Raw genomic sequence first — 17,389 nt, 5'->3', positions numbered from 1 at the left:
GCCCCTAAGCGTGGCCGTTGCATCGTTTGGGCGAATCGGGTATCGATCCGGCTCCGCCGAGCTCAGTCCTCCCCGAGCGACGGCGACGCGGCGTCGATCGTCGCCTTGAGCTTGAAGCCGTCGTAGACGGCGGCGACGGGAAGCTCGAGGAGTTCGCCGTCGGTGTCGGTGTAGCCGTAGTGTTCCTCGTCGGGTTCGAACTCGCCGAAAACCCGCAGCTCCTCGGCGTCGGTGGTGGCGAGGAACTGCTGGAGGTCGCCGGTGTCGTACCCGATCCAGAGGAGTCCATCCTCGATCTCGGCGGAGACGGGGTCCGGAGCGTCCTCGTCGACGTCGGTCGTCGCGCCGAAGAACGTCTCGGCGTCGCCGATCTCGGCCGCCCCCTCGGGGACGTCGAAGCAGAGCAGCGTTCGGCCGTCCTCCCGACGAACGGCCCGGTAGCTCCCGACGTCCTCGTCGACCCGCAGGATGCGGTTCTCGAGTTCGGGCTCGACGGGGCTGTGTTCTTCGACGTACTCCATCACGGCGGGGCCGAGGATGATTCCACCCTCCCAGAGCAGCTCCGCGTCGCTGAACGGTGCGTAGTCCTCGGCGGTGTTCTTGAGGTAGTCGGTCGTCGAGACGACGTACGTCTCGTCGGGCTCGAGGGGTTCGCCCTCGACGTAGACGTCGCCGACCTCGGGTTCCTCGTGGCCGCTCCACTCGTACTGGAGGCCGCCGACCTGCTGGCCCTGCTGGGCGCCGAAGGTGTTGTCCGGGAGCGTGTCGATGCGGTTCTCGAGTACCTGCAGGATCTCCTCGCCGGTCGCCTCGAAGACGACCGCCTCGTTGCCGAACGGGAGGATCCCCAGCACGTCGCCCGCGGTGAGTTCGCCTGGGCCGTACGTGGTGTTCGTTCGAATCCCGCCGCCGTTCTGGAAGGCGACCTGCGCGTCGGAGTGCAGATCGAGCATCGTGTCCGTGATGAGGTTACCGATCAGGGCCTCGCGGCCGTAGGTGATCGAGCCCGAGGTGTCGAGTTCGACGGCCGTCTCGCCGATCACCTCCGAGAGCTCCTCGTCGAGCTCGTCGTACTGGGCCTCGATGCGCTCTTTGAACTCCGGATCGGCTTCGGTGTCCTCGTCCAAGTCGAGGCGCTCCCAGCTCACGAGGTTCCCCTCCGAGTCGAGCGTCATCACGCCCAGGTGGAAGTAGGCGTAGCCGACCTCGCTGATGACGGTTCCTTCGTATTCCTCCGCGGTGTCCATCGTGTAGTGGGAGTGCGAGCCGAAGATGGCGTCCAGCCCGTCGACCTCCTCGGCGAGCTCGAAGTGGGTCTCGTGGGGCGTGTGCGACGAGCAGACGACGACGTCGGCGTCCTCCTCCTCCCGGAGCAGCTGGGTCATCTCCCGGGCCGTCTCGACGGGGTCGCGTTGCTCGTAGTCGTCCGGGTAGTCGGTGATCCCGTGAAAGCCCCGAAGGACGACGTTGAACAGGCCGACCGTGAGGTCGCCGATCTCGAGGGTGGTGTACTCCTCGGTCTCGGGGAACAGCTCGCCGTCGGGCGTGTACAGCGCCGAGTTCAGCCACGGGAACTCGCTGTCGGCGAACCGTTGCTCGGCGACCTCGACGCCGTAGTCGAAGTCGTGGTTGCCGACGCCCGCGGCGGTGAGGTCCATGTCGTTCATGAAGTCGATCTTGTGCTCGCCCTCGGTGAAAAACGAGATCGTCGACGAGCCGAGTTCGTCCCCGTTCGCGAGGAAGACGGCGTCGTCCCGGTCCCCGAGCTGCTCCTGGACGACGTTCCAGTAGCGCGCGATGTTGGGCTCGCCGGGCTCGCCGATCTCGCTGTGGGTGTGCAGATCGTGGACGATAGTGACGGTGTCGCCCTCCGGCTCGTCGGCCGCGACGCCGGAGACCTGCGAGCCGAGCGTCAGCGCACCCGCGGTGGCCGCGGTTGCCCCCATGAACGTCCGGCGCGTGTGCGTTCGTCCGCAGCCACACTCCCGCGCTACCTCCGAGGGCTCCTTGGGGCAGAGTTCGCCGTCGTCCTCGACCGCGTAGACCTGGCTCCGCTCCGTCGCCGGTTCGCCCCGCGTCGATCGACTCCCCGTTCGCCGTCCGCAGTCCGACTTGTCGGAAGACATCGATCGATAATTGAAAACCATCCGTGAAAGTTGTTCTCATACATGGATCGTATCTGGTATAATCTGACACGACTAGTAAAACAATTCGCTCGAGCAGCGTACCAAATCGACAGGATTGGCTCGAAACCGTGGAAACGACGGGCGCAAAACGAGAGAAACGCTCGAGTCGCTACTCGTAGTCGACCGACACCGACTCGAGGACGACGTCCTCGCGCGGTCGGTCGTTGGCGTCGGTCTCGACGTCGCCGATCTCGCGGACGACGTCCATCCCGTCGGTAACTTTGCCGAAGACGGCGTGGCGGTCGTCGAGGTGGGGCTGGGCGTCCAGCGTGATGAAGAACTGCGAGCCGTTGGTGTCTGGTCCGGAGTTGGCCATCGAGAGGACCCCGGCGTCGTCGTGGCGCAGCTCCTCGTGGAACTCGTCGTCGAACTGGTAGCCGGGGCCGCCACGACCGGTTCCGGTCGGGTCGCCGCCCTGGATCATGAATCCGTCGATGATCCGGTGGAAGACCACGTCGTCGTACAGCGGCTCGCCCTCGACCTCCTCGCCCGTCTCGGGGTCAGTCCACTCCTTGCCGCCCGTCGCGAGCCCGACGAAGTTGTCGACGGTTCGCGGCGCGCGCTCGTCGTAGAGTTCGACCTCGATGTCGCCCTCGCTCGTGTGCAGGGTCGCAGTAACGTTGCCCATACGTCGCTCGACGACCGGACGGGTGAAAACGGTAGTGGTCTCGGAACGGTGTAACCGCCTGCCGCAGGTACATACCGCCGGACGTGAAACGGTCGTTCATGACCGCCGGAACCCACACGGCCGAGGAGGTGACGCTCGCACGACTGCCGTCGGGCGTCGAGATCACGACGACGGTACACAGCTACGACGGCGCCGACGACGGGCCGACGCTGTACGTCCAGGCCGCCCAGCACGGCCGCGAGATCAACGGCACCGAGGTGCTTCGCCGGTTTCACGACCGACTCTCGCTCGAGTCGCTGTCGGGTCGGATCGTCGCCGTTCCCGTCGCGAACCCGCTGACGTTCGATCGCGTCTCCTACACGACCCCGGAGATCATCGACAGCGTCAACCCGAACATGAACCGGGTGTGGCCGGGAAACGCCGACGGGACCCTCCACGAACGCATGGCCGCCCGGCTCTGGGGGTACGTCGGCGACGCCGACGCCGTCGTCGACCTCCACACCGGGAGCCCGGACATGCTCCCACACGTCGTCTTCCTCGAGGGCGACGAGGAGTCGCACGCGCTGGCCGAGGCGTTCGGCACCGACCTCCTGCTCTCGGAGGAGGCCGACGACGAGGCGAGCGAGGAGTGGCACCGCCGCGGGTTCGCCGGCAAGCTGCGGGTCGCGGCCGCCAATGAAGGAATTCCCTCGATCACGCCCGAACTCGCCCACAACAAGCAGATCCTCGAGGATGCGGTCGAGATCGGCGTCGACGGGCTGCTCGACGTCTGTCGCCAGCTCGGGTTGTTGCCCGGCGAGGTTCCCGCGCGCGAGCAGACCCTCGCCAGGAACCACCTCGGCCAGGTCGTCGCCGACCACTCGGGGCTGTTCCGGCCGGATCCGGCCCTCGAGATCGGCCAGCCAGTCTCGGAGGGCGACGTGCTCGGCACGGTGTACGATCCGTCAACCTACGAGGCGCTCCAGGAGGCCGTCGTCGGTCGCGAGGGACTGTTGTACACGCTCACCCAGGAGGCGACCGTCCCGGCCGGCGAAAAGCTCGCCAGCGTCGCGCTGATCCGCGAGGAGTGAGCGGCTACGCCAGCCCGAGCGCGGAGAGGCCGGCCACCGAGCCGACGACGAGCGCGACCGTCCAGGCGCCGAGGCCGACCGTCAGCCAGACCGCGACGCGACGCGGACGGCCGTCGACCGTGACGGCGATCAGCGCCGCGAGGTGGATTCCGGCCAGTATCGGTCCGACGAACGCGAACGCGACGAGTCCGTACCGCTCCCAGACGCGTCGCGCGCGTTCGGGTCGACCGCTCGAGGTCGACCCGTCATCGCCGGAGCGTCGCCGCCACAGAGCGAGTAGGCGGTCCTGGAAGGCGACGAGCAGGTAGACCGCGGTAACGCTGCCGGCGAACGCGGCGACGCCCGTCGCAACGGGATCGAATCCGAGTCCGATGGCGATCGGAATCACGGCGAACGGCTCGACCGCCGGCACCATCGCGAGCAGGAAGACGAGCGCGTACCGGAGGAGCCCGCCCGCTTCCTCGAGTGCGGTCCCGGCGTCGACGACTGCGATCGAGAGTGACATGTGAGTGACTCGGCGTAACGGCGTCGCCGATAGCGACGTGAACCAACGAAAAAGCGATTTCGGTTCGCCGCCCAGCGGGCCTCAGCAGGTCGAAAAGCCGCCGTCGACGACCAGCCCGTGGCCGCTGACGAACGAGGCCTCGTCGCTCGCGAGAAACAGGATCGCGTCGGCGATCTCCTCGGCTTCGCCGAGCCGCTTGAGCGGGTACTCTTCGGCCATCGCCTCGCGGGCCGCCTCGGGGTCGTCCCGCATCGCCAGATACTGCTCGAGCAGCGTCGTGTCGGTAAAGCCCGGACAGACGGTGTTCGCCCGGATCCCGTAGGGGCCTGCCTCGGCGGCGATCGCACGCGTGAGGTTGAGCACGGCGCCCTTGCTCAGCGAGTAGGCGGCCTGCTTGGGCAACCCGAGGATGCTCGCCAGCGAGCCGACGTTGACGATCGACCCCTCACCCTGCTCTTTCATGTGCGGTAGGGCGGCGTGACAGCCGTTCCAGACGCCCTTGACGTTGACGTCGATGACGAAGTCCCGAATCGAGTCGTCGGTCTCCTCGAGCCGCGAGGAAGGGTGGCCCGTCCCCGCGTTGTTGACGACGATATCGAGCCCGTACTCCTCGGCGACCGTGTCGACGACCGCGTGAAACTGCTCGCTGTCGGTGACGTCGAGGTCGTAGAACTCCGCTTCGGTGTCGCCGTCGGCGAGTTCAGCCGCAACGGCTTCCCCGCCGTCGCTGTCGATATCGGTGACGATGACACGTGCGCCCTCGTCCGCGAAGCGTTCGGCCGTCGCGCGTCCGATTCCCGACGCCGCGCCCGTGATGAGGGCCGTCTCGTTCTCGAGTCGCATACCACGATGCTCGGACGGCTACTATATAAATTCGTTCGTGGTTTCGACCGATTCTCGAATTTTGTTCGGGATACCGGCCTAGATACAAAACATTGGTAAGCTCTCTCGAACCGATCGTTAGAACTCGCTTTCGGCATAGACGCCGATAACGCCGCCGAGGGCGCTCAAACCGACGGTGTATATCGTTACGAAGAGGAACGCGACCAGTCCCAGCACGCCCAGCACCGCCGAGTTTGCGCCGAACCCGAGGAGAAAAAGCAGGAAGAACCCGACGACGCTCAGCGGGAGCAGCGCGACCAGTCCGGCGAGCGCGCCGACCCGCAGTCCGTCGTCGGTGTCGCCGCCCTCGAGGTAGCCCGCGACGGCGCCCCCAAGCACCGGCGACAGCGGAACGAACGAGAGGACGATCCCGACGACGCCGCCGAGGACGGCGTTGAGCGTGGTACTCGTGCCGCGTCCGGGATCCTGTTCGTCGACCGGGGGCGGCGTCGGGTTCTCGAGCGACGGCGGCGGATCGTTCGGTGCCATACGCCAACCAATACACGATAGTTGATATATTTGGCTGTCAGGTCGCCGTAGTGGGCGGGATGATTGTCGGCGCGGACTCGATCAGTACGTGACGACCGCCAGCAGGCTCGACCGTGACGATTCCTCGTGCGAGTCCGAAGGAACCTCCTTGGCTCAGAACTCGCGTAGCTCCTCGAGGACCGCCTGCGCGCTGCCGTCAGCGATGGCGTCGCGAGCCCGCTCAAGGACGTGGACGGTTCGGAACGAACGCTTATCCGATACTCCGTCCTATCGTTGGCTATGACCGCAATCGAAATTCCGGAGGAGGTCTACGACGCGCTTCGGCTTCCGGAAGACGAGCGAGAGGGGGTCATGCGCGAGGAACTCGCGTGTTCGCTGTACGATCGGAGGGCCCTTTCGTTCGGGAAGGCACGAGAACTCGCGGGGCTGTCGAAACGGGAGTTCGGCGAGTTGCTCGGGAAACGCGGTATCGAACGCCACTACACCGACGAGGAATTGGCCGAAGATCTCGACTATGCCGACCGATAAGGGCGTCGTCGCCGACACGTCACCCCTGCTCAACCTCGCGCTGATCGGTCGACTCGAGTTGCTCCGTTCGCAGTTCTCGTCGATCACCGTTCCCGAGGCGGTTCGCTCGGAACTGCTCGCCGGTGAGGGCGAGGTCGATCGGCTCGAGTCGTTTCTCGAAAGCGGGTTCGTAACCGTAACCCGGCCACAGCGGACCGATCTCGTTCGAGAGTTTCGAACGGAGCTAGACGAAGGCGAGGCCGCCGCGATCGCGCTGGCGATCGAACACGGCGCCGAACTGGTGTTGATCGACGAGCGGGACGGGCGGCAGGTCGCACGTCGTCACGATCTCCCGGTAACCGGCGTTGTCGGTATCCTGTTGAAAGCCGCCGAACGCGACGAACTTGCGATCGAGCCGGCGCTCGATGCGCTTCGCGACGCCGGATTCTGGATCGACGACGAATTGTATCAGCAGGCGATCGATGCCGTCGACGACGGTCAAGACGGAACGTGATTCGTGAATCGGCGTTTCAGAACTCGCGTAGCTCCTCGAGGACCGCCTGCGCGCTGCCGTCAGCGATGGCGTCGCGAGCCCGCTCGAGTCCCTCCTCGAGCGAATCGACGTCCTGGCGGGCGTACATCCGGAACGCGCCGTTGAGCGCGATGGCATCGGCGAACTGATCCTCGCGCTCGCCCGCGAGAACGTCCTCGGTGATCGTCGCCGAGTCGGCGGCGATGTCGTCGACCGCGAGGTCCTCGCTTTCCATCTCCATACCGTACTCCGCGGTTTCGATCTCGTAGTCGGTCAGGTCCTCCCCCGCGTTCCACTCGGCGACCTTCGTGTACCCCGGCCGAATGTCGTCGTACCCCTCCATCCCCTGGAAGAAGATCGCTCTCGAGTAGTCGAGTTCCTCGCTCCCCTTGAGGAGGTCGGTCAGCTTCTTCGCGAACGCGAGGTGGTAAAAGGAGCCGAGGTGGACGTCGGCTTCGGCGGGGTTGGCGACCGTCTCGATCGTGTTGACGAACGTCCGGACGCCCATCTCGTCGCGTCGCTCGAACAGGTCGTCGATTCCCGGATTGAACGCGGGCTGGTAGTAGAAACCGAAGCCGGTCTCGTCGACCATATCGGCGCTTTCGTCGGGCTCGAGGTCGGTCCGAACCCCCAGTTCGTCTAGCACGTGCTTGTAGGCGGTCTCCTTCTGGGTCGGAACGCCGTCGCCGGAGTGGACGACGACCGGGGTGTCCGCCGCGGCGGCGACGACGCCGGCACCGACGCCGAGCAGCGCGGAGGTGTGTTTGCCGTCGTAGTTCGCGCCGCAGTCAACCGGGTCGACGTCGGGGGCAGCGGTGACGACCGACTCCTCGCGCATGACGTCGGTGTAGGCCGCCAGCTCCTCGGGGGTGTTTCGCTTCCAGCGGTTGGCCAGCCAGAACGCGCCGAGTGTCGTCTCCTCGGGCTCGCTAGCGAGGATGCGCTGGAACGCCTCGCGGGCCTGCTCGCGGGTCATGTCGTCGGCCGATTTGGGACCGGAGCCGACGACCTCGGTCAGCAGCCGCTTGAGCGGCCACTCGCCGAACGTCTCGGAGTTGTTCGTCATGGATCGTCGTTACCGAAGCGGGCGCAAAAGATTCCCGTTTCCGGCGCTTTTTCGGGACCGTCTCCGACGCCGGGCGACGTAGCTGGATTCGAAACGGACCCCGCTCTCGGGGACGTCCCCGCCATCCGTGGTCGCACCGAGGGGAGCTCCGAGAGGCGTCTCAGCGGACGATCGTGACCGGAACCGGCGAGCGGCGGGTGACGGTCTCGGCGATGCTACCGAGCAGGATGCGGCTCGCACCCGAACGCCCGTGGCTTCCCATGACGATCGCGTCGACGTCGTGGTCGGTCGCGTAGTCGACGATCGATCGGGCGACCGCGCCGGTGACCCACTCCGTCTCGATCTCGGCGCCGCGTTCGGCGGCCGTTTCCTCGACTTCCGCGAGCAGCGCCCGAGCCTGCTGCTCGTAGTTCTCCTGGATCTGCTCGTAGTTGGTCGTGATGCTGCCCTCGATTCCGGTCCCGGAGTAGAACTTCCGCGGATCGACGACGTGAAGTGCCGTGATCGTCGCGTCGGGGTGGACCTCGAGGGCGTACTCGAGGGTCTCGTTCGAGCGCTCCGAGTCGTCGATCGGGACGAGTACGGTGGAGACCATGGCGGTTTCTACGATGGGCAGCGCCATAAACCGACTCCTCGAGTGCTGATCGGTCCGGCTCGCTCGAGCCCTCGCAACGGGTTCTCCGACGATTCGACATTCAGTTGGATCTTCTACATTTCTATCGAGTAATATCCAGATAAAACATATATGCATCACAGAATATATCGAGTGACCAAATAAGTAAATTATATTATATTCGCTTGGTTATGTATATATCGCCGTATGACAGGACACAGATCGCGTCGAGCAGTACTGGCGGGAGCGGGCGCTGCGGTTGCCGGACTCGTGGGAATTGGATCTCAGGCGGCCGCCGACGGACACGGCGTACCGGTCGTCATCGAGTCAGTGACGCCCGAGCAGGACCTCATCGTGCTGCGAAACGAGGGGGAGTCGACGGTCGACCTCTCGGGCTACGTCGTCGACTGGCTGTACAACAATCCGGACTACGACCAGTCCGACTCGCTGCCGAGCGGAACCGAGATCGCGCCGGGAGGAGAGCTTCGCATCACCTCCGGATACTACGACACCGACGCCGACGTCACCTACGACTACGAGGCCGGACGGATCGACAACGAGGGCACGAACGTGATCGCCCTGTACACGCCGAGTCGGTCCAACGCAGTCTCGGTCTACGACACCTCGACGGGTGAAACGGAACCCGGCGATCCCGTCGACGACTCGGAGGACGAGGAGACCGAAGACGAGGAGTCGGAGGACGAGGAAGCTGAAGACGAAGAGCCCGAAGACGGTGAGGCAGAGCCCGACGAGCCGGAGCCCGAGGACGGAGAACGCGAAGACGAGGGGGAGGAGACTGAGGAGAAACCGGACGAGTCGGAGCCCGAGGCCGAGGAAGAGGAGACGGCCGAACGGAAGGAAGACGACTGTCCCGAGGAGGAAGCTGAAAAAGAGGAGTCCGAGGAAGACGATTGCTCCGAAGAAGAGAAGAAAGAACCCGAACCCGAAGACGACGACTGTCCCGACGAAGAAGCGGCGGAGCGATCCGAAAAAGGGGAGAAAGAGACGGACGAATCGGAGCGCACGCAAGACGACTGCTAACCAACAACCGGGTAGCGCGATTCGCTACCGGACAGTGAATTTTTAGACTGGAAGGTTTCGAGGGGAAGCTACCGAAGCGCGGCGTCGACGAGTTCGATCGGCGTCGGAGGCTCCTCCGTGTCTCCGTCGCGGTTCTGCAGCTGGGTGCGACAGGAAGCGCCGGGTGCGACCACCCGCTCCCCGGGACTCGAGTCGACCTGGTCGTAGAGGATCGAGGCGATCGCGTCGCTCATCGAGCCGTGTTCGGCCTCGTACCCGAAGCTGCCGGCCATGCCACAGCAGCCCGAGTCGAGGGGGTCGACGGCGTACCCCGCCCGCCGGAGCACGCCGACGGCGTGGTGGTCCTTCGCCGTCGCCTTCTGGTGGCAGTGGCCGTGGTAGGTCAACGACTCCTCGGGCGCGTCGAACGCGAGCCGTTCGTCGAGCCGGAACGCGTCGATGTACTCGCAGACTCCGTAGCTCGCCTCCGCCAGGGTTCGGGCCTCCTCGTCGGAGAGCAGGTCCAGGTAGTCCGACTGGAACATCACCGCGTCGGAGGGTTCGATCACGACCACGTCCCACCCTCCCTCGATCAGCGGGGCGAGCGCCCGGACGTTCTCGCGGGCGGTCTCGCCGGCCTGTTCGAGAAAGCCCTTCGAGAACGCGGGTCGACCCGTGTCGTCGAGCTCGTCGGGTACCTTGACCGGGACGCCCGCGGCCTCGAGGACCCGAACGGCAGCCTTCCCCGCCTCGGGGTGGCTGTAGTTGGTGTAGGTGTCGGGGTAGACGATCGCCTTCCGGTCGGCGCCGCGCTCGGGAACGCGCGAGCCACCTCGCGCTTCCAGCGCTCGCCGTTCCGAGGCGGTCGGGCCGCCTCGCTCTTCGAACCAGTCACGGAACGTCATCGGGCGGAACGACGGCAGCGGTCGGCTCGAGTCGATCCCGACCGTCGCCTCGAGCAGCTTCCGGGCGCCGGGGAGCTTCGGGGCAGCGCTCGAGAGCAGCGGGAACTTCGAGCCCCACTTCGAGAGGGTCGAGACGTTGGCGAAGAGCCGATCCCGCAGCGACGAACCGTTTCGCTCGTGGTACTCGTGGGTGACCTCGGCCTTGAGCTTCGCCATGTCGACCTCGCTGGGACAGTCGATCGCACACCCCTTGCAGCCGATACAGAGGTCCATCACCTCCTCGACGAACTCGTCGGAGAAGGCCTCGTCGGGGTCGAGGTCGCCGCTCATCGCCTGGCGCAGCGCGTTCGCTCGACCGCGGGTGCTGGTGATCTCCTCGTGGCTCGCCCGGAACGTCGGACACATCACGCCCCCGGTCGTCGACTGTTCGCCCCGACAGCCCCCACAGCCGTGACAGAGTTCGACCATCCCCTGAAACCCGTTGTCGTTGTCCCACTCGAGGGCGGGCTCGAAGCCGGGTTCGAACTCGTAGTCGGGACCGAACCGGTGGTGCTCGGTCATGTCGGTCGGGTTCTCCTCGCGAAAGACGACCTGGCCGGGATTCAGGATCCAGTCGGGGTCGAACGCCGTCTTCAGCTCCTGGAAGGTCTCCCACAGCTCCTCGCCGTAGAGCTTGCGGTTCCACTGCGTGCGTGCACGGCCGTCGCCGTGCTCACCCGAGACCGAGCCGTCGTACTCGACGACCAGATCCGTGACGGCGTCGGCGATCGACGACATCTCCTCGAGGCCCGCCTCGGTCTTCGTGTCGATCAGCGGCCGGATGTGGAGGACGCCGGGCCCGGCGTGGGCGTAGAAGCTGGCGTAGGTATCGTGGTCCTCGAGGACGTCCTGGAAGTCCGCGACGAACGCCGGGAGGTTCTCGGGTGGAATGGCGGTATCCTCGAGAAAGGCGATGTGCTTCTCGTCGGTCGTCCGCGAGAGCAAGATCGGCAGGCCGGACTTGCGGAGCTTCCAGATCTGGCTCCGGCTCTCGGCGTCGTGGGCCTCGATCGCGTCGAACGCGTGGACTTCCTCGTCGGCGACGACCCGCTCTTCGGGAGGGTCGACCTCGCCGACGGGATCGACCGACGGACAGCGGTCGGCGAGCAGGTTCGCGACCCGTCGCTTTCCGTCGGCCGCGTCCTCGGCGTAGAACTCGACGATGAGGACGGCGCCGGTCCCCTCCGGAAGCATCTCGGTGACGGACGCAAACTCGGCGGTCCCTCGTGCGAGGTCGATCAGCACGTCGTCGATGACCTCGACCGCGGCCGCGTCGTGGTCGACGATCGCCGCCACGTCGTCCATCGCCTCGAGGACGCTGTCGTAGGCGAGCAGCGCCATGCTCTTCTCGGCGGGGATCGGCTCGAGCGAGACGGTCGCCTCGGTGACGATCGCGAGGGTGCCCTCGCTGCCACAGAGCAGCTTCGCGAGGTTGACCGTCCCGCCCTCGGAAGCGGGCTCGCCGACGCCGCGCTCTCCGCCCAGCGCGTCCTCGACGAGCCAATCTAAGTTGTACCCCGAGACGTTGCGCTTGAGGTCGGGGTACGTTTCCGCGATCAGCTCACCCCGTTCCTCGAGGATCCGCGCGACCTCGGCGTAGATCGCCGACTCGAGGTCGTCGCCGGCGGCGAGCTCGGGCAGGTCCTCGAGGGCGACCTCGCCGAAGCGCGTGCGAGTACCGTCGGCGAGGACGACCTCTACCTCCTCGACGTAGGCGTCGGTCTTGCCGTACTGCAGAGAGTGGGCGCCCGTCGAGTTGTTCCCGATCGCGCCGCCGAGCGCGCTCTTGTCGCCCCAGGCGGGGTCGGGCGCGAACTTCAGTCCGTGGGGCTCGAGGGTCTCGTTGAGCGTCTCGAGGTAGATTCCGGGCTGGGCGGTCGCCCGACTGGCGTCGGGGTCAACGTCGACGACGCCGTCCATGGACAGCGTGAAATCGAGCACGACGGCCTCGTTGACCGTCTGCCCGGCGAGGCTCGTTCCGCCGCCCCGCGGCAGCACCGGGATTCCCCGTTCGGCGCAGTACTCGACGGTCGCGGCGACGTCGTCGGTCGACAGCGGGAAGACGACGGCGACGGGAGTCACCTCGTAGATGCTCGCGTCGGTCGCGTACAGCTCCCTCGAGTACGAATCCGCGCGGACGTCGCCGTCGATCAGTCCGCCGATGTCCTCGACCAGCGCCGGCCGATCGACGTCGTCGCTCCGGTAGTCGTAGTCGGCTCTGGGATTGTCGGCCGGGTCGGATCGGGAGGGTGGCGTCGTAGTCATGGGAACGATCGGTGTTCGCCCGCGGTGAAAGTTCCTGTCGCGATACTTGAACGACCGCCGAGAACCGAAGGGGGACGGTCACCGCCGCGCTCGAGGGAGAATCGAACGGCCATTATCCGACCATGAGTGGACCCCACATATAGTTGCTGGGCTAGAGGACGGTTTTCGTCACGGCCCCTCGCGGTCGACCCGCGAACCGACCCCTCGACGACACCGGGGAGTCGCTCCCAGTGAGTGAGACAGCCACTCGAGGGAACGGGTTGCACAACAGTAATGTGGATCGGGTCGCAGGGTCGAGATATGAGTACCGAATCAGGGTCGCTTCGACGGCGGTTTCAGGACTCCCTCGCCGACCTCGAGGTCGGCGTGAGCCGGACCGAGCCCGCCTCGTTCGAGGCGACGCTCGAGGACGTCGTCGACGACCCCGTCGTGGGAACCCCCCTCCCGTTCGACGGCGTCTCGTTGCCGGCGTGGGTCAACGAAGAACCGTCGCCGCGGACGCTCGAGGCGGCGACGACGGGCGTCACCGCCGCCTCGTTCGGGATCGCCGACTACGGCAGCGTCGTCCTGCCCACGACCGAGGACGGCGCCGAGCAGGTGAGCCTCTTTCCGGACCTCCACATCGCCGTCCTCCGGGAGGCGGATCTGGTCCCCGACATGCCGACGGCGATCGACCGCCTCGGCCCGACGCTCCGCGATGAGGGGAGTGCAATTCTCGCGACTGGACCGAGCGCGACCGCCGATATGGGGTCGCTCGTGAAAGGCGCTCACGGCCCGAAGGACGTCCACGTCGTCCTGCTCGAGGAGGCAGCCGATGAGTAAGCCCGACGACCGACGGGCGAAGGCGGCCCGGATCCGCCACCTCCTCGAGACCGAGGGCGACGCCGTCGAGGCCAACACGGCCGGATTCAACCGGGGACGGTACGAGGCCGTCGCCGATCTCGAGGCCTACGAGGAGCTGAAAGGCGAAGCTCGCGCGATCAAGGAGGACGCGATCGAGCGCCTGCCGGAGCTGCTCGAGCAAGTGACCGAGACCGTCGAGGAAAACGGCGGGACGGTCTACCTCGCCGACGACGCCGCAGACGCCAACCGCTACATTCGGGAAATCGCTGCAGAGAAAGAGGCCGACCGTGTCGTCAAGTCGAAGTCGATGACCAGCGAGGAGCTCGAGGTCAACGAGGCGCTCGAGGGCGACGGCGTCGACGTCGTCGAGACCGATCTCGGCGAGTGGGTGTTGCAGGTCGCCGACGAGTCTCCCTCCCACATCGTCGCGCCGGCGATCCACCGTTCCCGCGCGGAGATCGCCCGGCTGTTCAACGACCGCTTCGAGCTCGAAGAACCGCTCGAGACGGCCGAGGAGCTGACGATGTTCGCCCGGGAGCGACTCGGCGAGCAGATCCGCGGAGCCGACGTCGGCATGACGGGCGCGAACTTCATCACGGCCGACTCGGGGACGATCATGCTCGTCACCAGCGAGGGCAACGCCCGCAAGACGGCCGTCGTGCCCGACACCCACGTCGCCGTCGCGGGCGTCGAGAAAGTCGTCCCCTCGGTCGAGGACCTCTCGCCGTTCATCGAGCTGATCGGGCGGTCGGGCACCGGCCAGGACATCACCTCCTACATCTCGCTGCTGACGCCGCCGGTCGAGTCGCCGACCGTCGATATCGACGAACCCGACGTCACCTTCGCCGAGCGCGAGGACGACCGCGATTTCCACCTCGTATTGATCGACAACGGCCGCACCGCGATGCGCGAGGACGATCAGCTCCGCGAGACGCTGTACTGCATTCGGTGTTCGGCGTGTGCGAACTCCTGTGCGAACTTCCAGTCGGTCGGCGGCCACGCCTTCGGCGGGGAGACCTACTCGGGCGGGATCGCGACGGGCTGGGAGGCCGGCGTCCACGGCGCCGACAGCGTCGCCGAGTTCAACGATCTCTGTACGGGCTGTTCGCGCTGCGTCAACGCCTGTCCGGTCGAGATCGACATCCCCTGGATCAACACGGTGGTTCGGGACCGGCTCAACCGCGGGGGCGATCCGGACCGGTTCGAGTTCCTCTACGACGAGCTCGTCCCCGACGAGGAATCGAGTGGGCTCGACCTCCAGAAGCGCCTCTTCGGCAACTACGAGACCCTCGCGAAGCTCGGCAGCGCGACCGCGCCGCTGTCGAATCGAGTGGCCGAACTCGGGCTGGTCCGGTCGCTACTCGAGCGGTCCGTCGGCGTCGACAGCCGGCGACCCCTGCCGGCGTTCGAGCGCGAGACGCTTCGCGAGTGGTACGGCGAACGAGGGTCGCGAGTCGCGGCGAGCGAAGCCGACCGGGAGGCCGTCCTCTACCCCGACACGTACACGAACTACGTCGACGTCGATCGGGGGAAGGCGGCAGTCAGGGTTCTCGAGGCGCTGGACGTTCACGTCCGCGTTCCGAACGTCGGCGAAAGCGGACGCGCGCCGCTCTCCCAGGGGATGATCGCGACCGCCGACGAGCAGGCCAGCGAGGTGTACGCGGCGCTGGCCGAGCACCTCGATGCGGGACGGGACATCGTCGTCATCGAGCCCTCGGATCTGGCGATGTTCCACCGGGAGTACGAGAAGCTTCTTCCGGAGCGCTCGTTCGAACGGCTCCGGGACGGGAGCTACGAGATCCTCGAGTACGTCTACGGCTGTCTCGAGAACGGCGCCGACCCTGCGGCGCTCCAGGCTCCCGACCGACCGGTCGCCTACCACAGCCACTGCCAGCAGCGAACGCTGGGACTCGAGGCGTACACGACGGCCGTCCTCGAGGAGCTCGGCGCCGACGTCTTCGAGAGCGACGTCGAGTGTTGCGGAATGGCCGGCAGCTTCGGCTACAAGCAGGAGTACTACGAGCTCAGCATGGACGTCGGCGACCGACTGCGCGATCAGTTCGAGAGCCCGACCGCCGAGGACCGACTGGTCCTCGCCAGCGGCACCTCCTGTGAGGACCAGCTCGACGACCTGCTCGAGCGCGAGGCGAGCCATCCGGTCGAAGCGATCGATCCAGGCAGCGGGGCCTAGTCTCGACCCATCAGGTTCGAGATAATCAACCGAGGTCAACAGGTTCGATCGGTCGCCGTCGCTGGAAGTGATCCCGTCGAGCCACTCTACGGGGGCAAACCCCGAACCAGACGTCGATACTCCTGCCGGTAGGCGGTCTCGAACGGCAGATCTCTCTTCTCGATCGATCGTCTTCCGTAGCGTACAAGACCGTATTCGAACGATAGGGGGTCCGAGCTAGTTTGATAATAATTCTGATACTATACGACTCCACTTCACATTGGAGTCAGTATTTTTATCCGGACAGGAAGAGTTGAACACATCGCCGCGCGAAACGACCAGGTTTCGTCAACCGAACGCCTCCCGCCCCGGGAGCGACTACAGCAGTTGATCGGCGATGATGTTCTTCTGGATCTCGCTGGTTCCCTCGTAGATCTTCGTTATGCGGGCGTCGCGGTAGTACCGTTCGGCGGGGTAGTCAGTGACGTAGCCAGAGCCGCCGTGGACCTGAATCGCCTCGTCGGCGACGTCGACCGCGCGCTCGGAGGCGAACAGCTTCGCCATGCTCGAGAAGCGCGCGGCGACCTCCTGGTTGCCCCGCTCGACCTGCGTCGCGGCGCGGTAGGTCAGCGAGCGGGCGGCCTCGACGTTCGTGGCCATCTCGGCGAGCTTGTGCTCGATCGCCTGGAACTCGCTGATCTTCTGGTCGAACTGCTCGCGCTCGGTGGCGTACTCGAGGGCCGAGTCGAGCGCCCCCTGGGCAGCCCCGACGGCCTGAGCGGCGACGCTGGTTCGTCCGGCGGCGAAGAACTCCATCAGCTGATAGAAGCCCTCGTCGACTTCGCCGATGACGTTCTCTTCGGGGACGCGGACGTCGTCGACGATGACCTCCGCGAGGTCCGAGGCGCGGATGCCGAGCTTGTTGTCGATCTTCTCGGTCGAGATCCCGTCGGAATTCATCTCGACGAGGAAGGCGGTGATGCCGCGGTGGCCCTCGTCGGGGCTCGTCTTGGCCATCAGGACACCGACGTCGGCGACGGTGCCGTTGGTGATCCACATCTTGTTGCCGTCGAGAACGTAACCGTCGCCGTCCTTTTCTGCGCGGGTCTCGATCCCCGCGACGTTCGAGCCGTGTGCGGGTTCGGAGATCATCGAACACGACGCCGTTTCTCCGTTGGCGATCCTCGGCAGCCACTTCTCTTTCATCCACTCGTCGCCGAACTCGAGGATCATGTTCGTCCCGAAGCCCGCGGAGCCGACCGCGGAGCCGATTCCCGGATCCGCGCGCCACAGCTCCTCGGTGACGATCGTCGAGGAGAGCTTGTCCATCCCCGCGCCGTCGTACTCGAGCGGAATTCCTGGCGCGACGAAGTCGTACGATGCCGCCTCCTTGCGGATCTCCTCAGGATACGTGCAGTTCCGGTCGTACTCCTCGGCGACCGGCTCGATCTCGTTTTCGCCGAACTCGCGGACGGCCTCGCGGATCGCGCGGTGCTCGTCGGACAGGGCGAATGCCATACCCGGGTATCGGAAGCTACGTACAAAATACCTTCGCTTATGCTAAACACTGTAAGGTGATGTGGGATATATGGAATTGGTGTAAGGAGTGGTCGGCGAGAGTTTTGTTCGAGCAACCCTGTAGACTGGACGGACGACCCCGATCGCAACG

The 17,389-nt window shown here is 66.0% G+C and carries 15 protein-coding genes; 6 read left to right on the top strand and 9 right to left on the bottom strand.

Annotated features, from left to right (window positions below):
- Window positions 1–62: 62 nt before the first annotated feature.
- Complete coding sequence (locus ACFEMD_RS11205; protein WP_394741092.1) at window positions 63–2,126, bottom strand: bifunctional metallophosphatase/5'-nucleotidase; 2,064 nt, start codon at window positions 2,124–2,126, stop codon at window positions 63–65.
- Between the two features lie 169 nt (window positions 2,127–2,295).
- Window positions 2,296–2,814: a peptidylprolyl isomerase gene (locus tag ACFEMD_RS11200; protein WP_394741091.1), complete on the bottom strand. Its 519-nt coding sequence runs from the start codon at window positions 2,812–2,814 to the stop codon at window positions 2,296–2,298.
- Window positions 2,815–2,912: 98 nt separating this feature from the next.
- Between ACFEMD_RS11200 and ACFEMD_RS11195 the strand changes: the two genes are divergently transcribed.
- A complete protein-coding gene (locus tag ACFEMD_RS11195) occupies window positions 2,913–3,884 on the top strand; it encodes a succinylglutamate desuccinylase/aspartoacylase family protein (RefSeq protein WP_394741090.1) in 972 nt (323 codons plus the stop codon).
- Between the two features lie 4 nt (window positions 3,885–3,888).
- On the opposite strand, the gene ACFEMD_RS11190 is transcribed toward ACFEMD_RS11195, so the two are convergent.
- From ACFEMD_RS11190 to ACFEMD_RS11180, 3 genes are all read right to left on the bottom strand, one after another.
- Entirely contained in the window at window positions 3,889–4,389 is a 501-nt protein-coding gene (locus tag ACFEMD_RS11190; RefSeq protein ID WP_394741089.1) for a small multi-drug export protein, read from the bottom strand.
- Window positions 4,390–4,470: 81 nt separating this feature from the next.
- Window positions 4,471–5,232, bottom strand: coding sequence for an SDR family NAD(P)-dependent oxidoreductase (locus ACFEMD_RS11185; RefSeq protein WP_394741088.1), 762 nt, complete (start codon window positions 5,230–5,232; stop codon window positions 4,471–4,473).
- A gap of 117 nt (window positions 5,233–5,349) precedes the next feature.
- Complete coding sequence (locus tag ACFEMD_RS11180) at window positions 5,350–5,760, bottom strand: DUF5518 domain-containing protein (protein WP_394741087.1); 411 nt, start codon at window positions 5,758–5,760, stop codon at window positions 5,350–5,352.
- A 279-nt stretch (window positions 5,761–6,039) separates the two neighbouring features.
- Here ACFEMD_RS11180 and ACFEMD_RS11175 point away from each other — a divergent pair, with 279 nt between their 5' ends.
- On the top strand, window positions 6,040–6,288 hold the full coding sequence (locus ACFEMD_RS11175) for a UPF0175 family protein (protein ID WP_394741086.1): 249 nt from the start codon (window positions 6,040–6,042) through the stop codon (window positions 6,286–6,288).
- Window positions 6,275–6,781 (top strand): DUF3368 domain-containing protein, encoded by a 507-nt coding sequence (locus tag ACFEMD_RS11170; RefSeq protein ID WP_394741085.1) that lies wholly within the window; start codon window positions 6,275–6,277, stop codon window positions 6,779–6,781. The genes ACFEMD_RS11175 and ACFEMD_RS11170 overlap by 14 nt, the downstream gene beginning before the upstream one ends.
- 16 nt (window positions 6,782–6,797) lie before the next feature.
- On the opposite strand, the gene ACFEMD_RS11165 is transcribed toward ACFEMD_RS11170, so the two are convergent.
- Both ACFEMD_RS11165 and ACFEMD_RS11160 read right to left on the bottom strand, forming a co-directional pair.
- Window positions 6,798–7,865, bottom strand: coding sequence for an anthranilate phosphoribosyltransferase (locus ACFEMD_RS11165; RefSeq protein WP_394741084.1), 1,068 nt, complete (start codon window positions 7,863–7,865; stop codon window positions 6,798–6,800).
- 160 nt (window positions 7,866–8,025) lie between these two features.
- Window positions 8,026–8,460, bottom strand: a complete 435-nt coding sequence (locus ACFEMD_RS11160) for a universal stress protein (RefSeq protein WP_394741083.1) — start codon at window positions 8,458–8,460, stop codon at window positions 8,026–8,028.
- 225 nt (window positions 8,461–8,685) lie between these two features.
- Here ACFEMD_RS11160 and ACFEMD_RS11155 point away from each other — a divergent pair, with 225 nt between their 5' ends.
- Window positions 8,686–9,519, top strand: coding sequence for a lamin tail domain-containing protein (locus ACFEMD_RS11155; protein ID WP_394741082.1), 834 nt, complete (start codon window positions 8,686–8,688; stop codon window positions 9,517–9,519).
- A gap of 68 nt (window positions 9,520–9,587) precedes the next feature.
- Here ACFEMD_RS11155 and ACFEMD_RS11150 read toward each other — a convergent pair whose 3' ends face one another.
- The gene (locus ACFEMD_RS11150; RefSeq protein ID WP_394741081.1) at window positions 9,588–12,707 is read right to left on the bottom strand and encodes an FAD-binding and (Fe-S)-binding domain-containing protein; all 3,120 of its coding nucleotides are present in this window, start codon (window positions 12,705–12,707) and stop codon (window positions 9,588–9,590) included.
- A gap of 300 nt (window positions 12,708–13,007) precedes the next feature.
- Here ACFEMD_RS11150 and ACFEMD_RS11145 point away from each other — a divergent pair, with 300 nt between their 5' ends.
- On the top strand, window positions 13,008–13,529 hold the full coding sequence (locus ACFEMD_RS11145) for a LutC/YkgG family protein (RefSeq protein WP_394741080.1): 522 nt from the start codon (window positions 13,008–13,010) through the stop codon (window positions 13,527–13,529).
- A complete protein-coding gene (locus ACFEMD_RS11140) occupies window positions 13,522–15,741 on the top strand; it encodes an LUD domain-containing protein (RefSeq protein WP_394741079.1) in 2,220 nt (739 codons plus the stop codon). Before ACFEMD_RS11145 ends, ACFEMD_RS11140 begins: the two co-directional genes overlap by 8 nt.
- Window positions 15,742–16,098: 357 nt before the next feature.
- Here ACFEMD_RS11140 and ACFEMD_RS11135 read toward each other — a convergent pair whose 3' ends face one another.
- A complete protein-coding gene (locus tag ACFEMD_RS11135) occupies window positions 16,099–17,238 on the bottom strand; it encodes an acyl-CoA dehydrogenase family protein (protein WP_394741078.1) in 1,140 nt (379 codons plus the stop codon).
- Between the last annotated feature and the right edge of the window lie 151 nt (window positions 17,239–17,389).

Origin of the sequence: Natronococcus roseus (assembly GCF_043677095.1) — an archaeon.
GTDB classification, from domain to species: Archaea; Halobacteriota; Halobacteria; order Halobacteriales; family Natrialbaceae; genus Natronococcus; species Natronococcus roseus.
The sequence above is the reverse complement of the archived record's forward strand: the minus strand, read 5'-3'. Positions and strand labels throughout refer to the sequence as shown.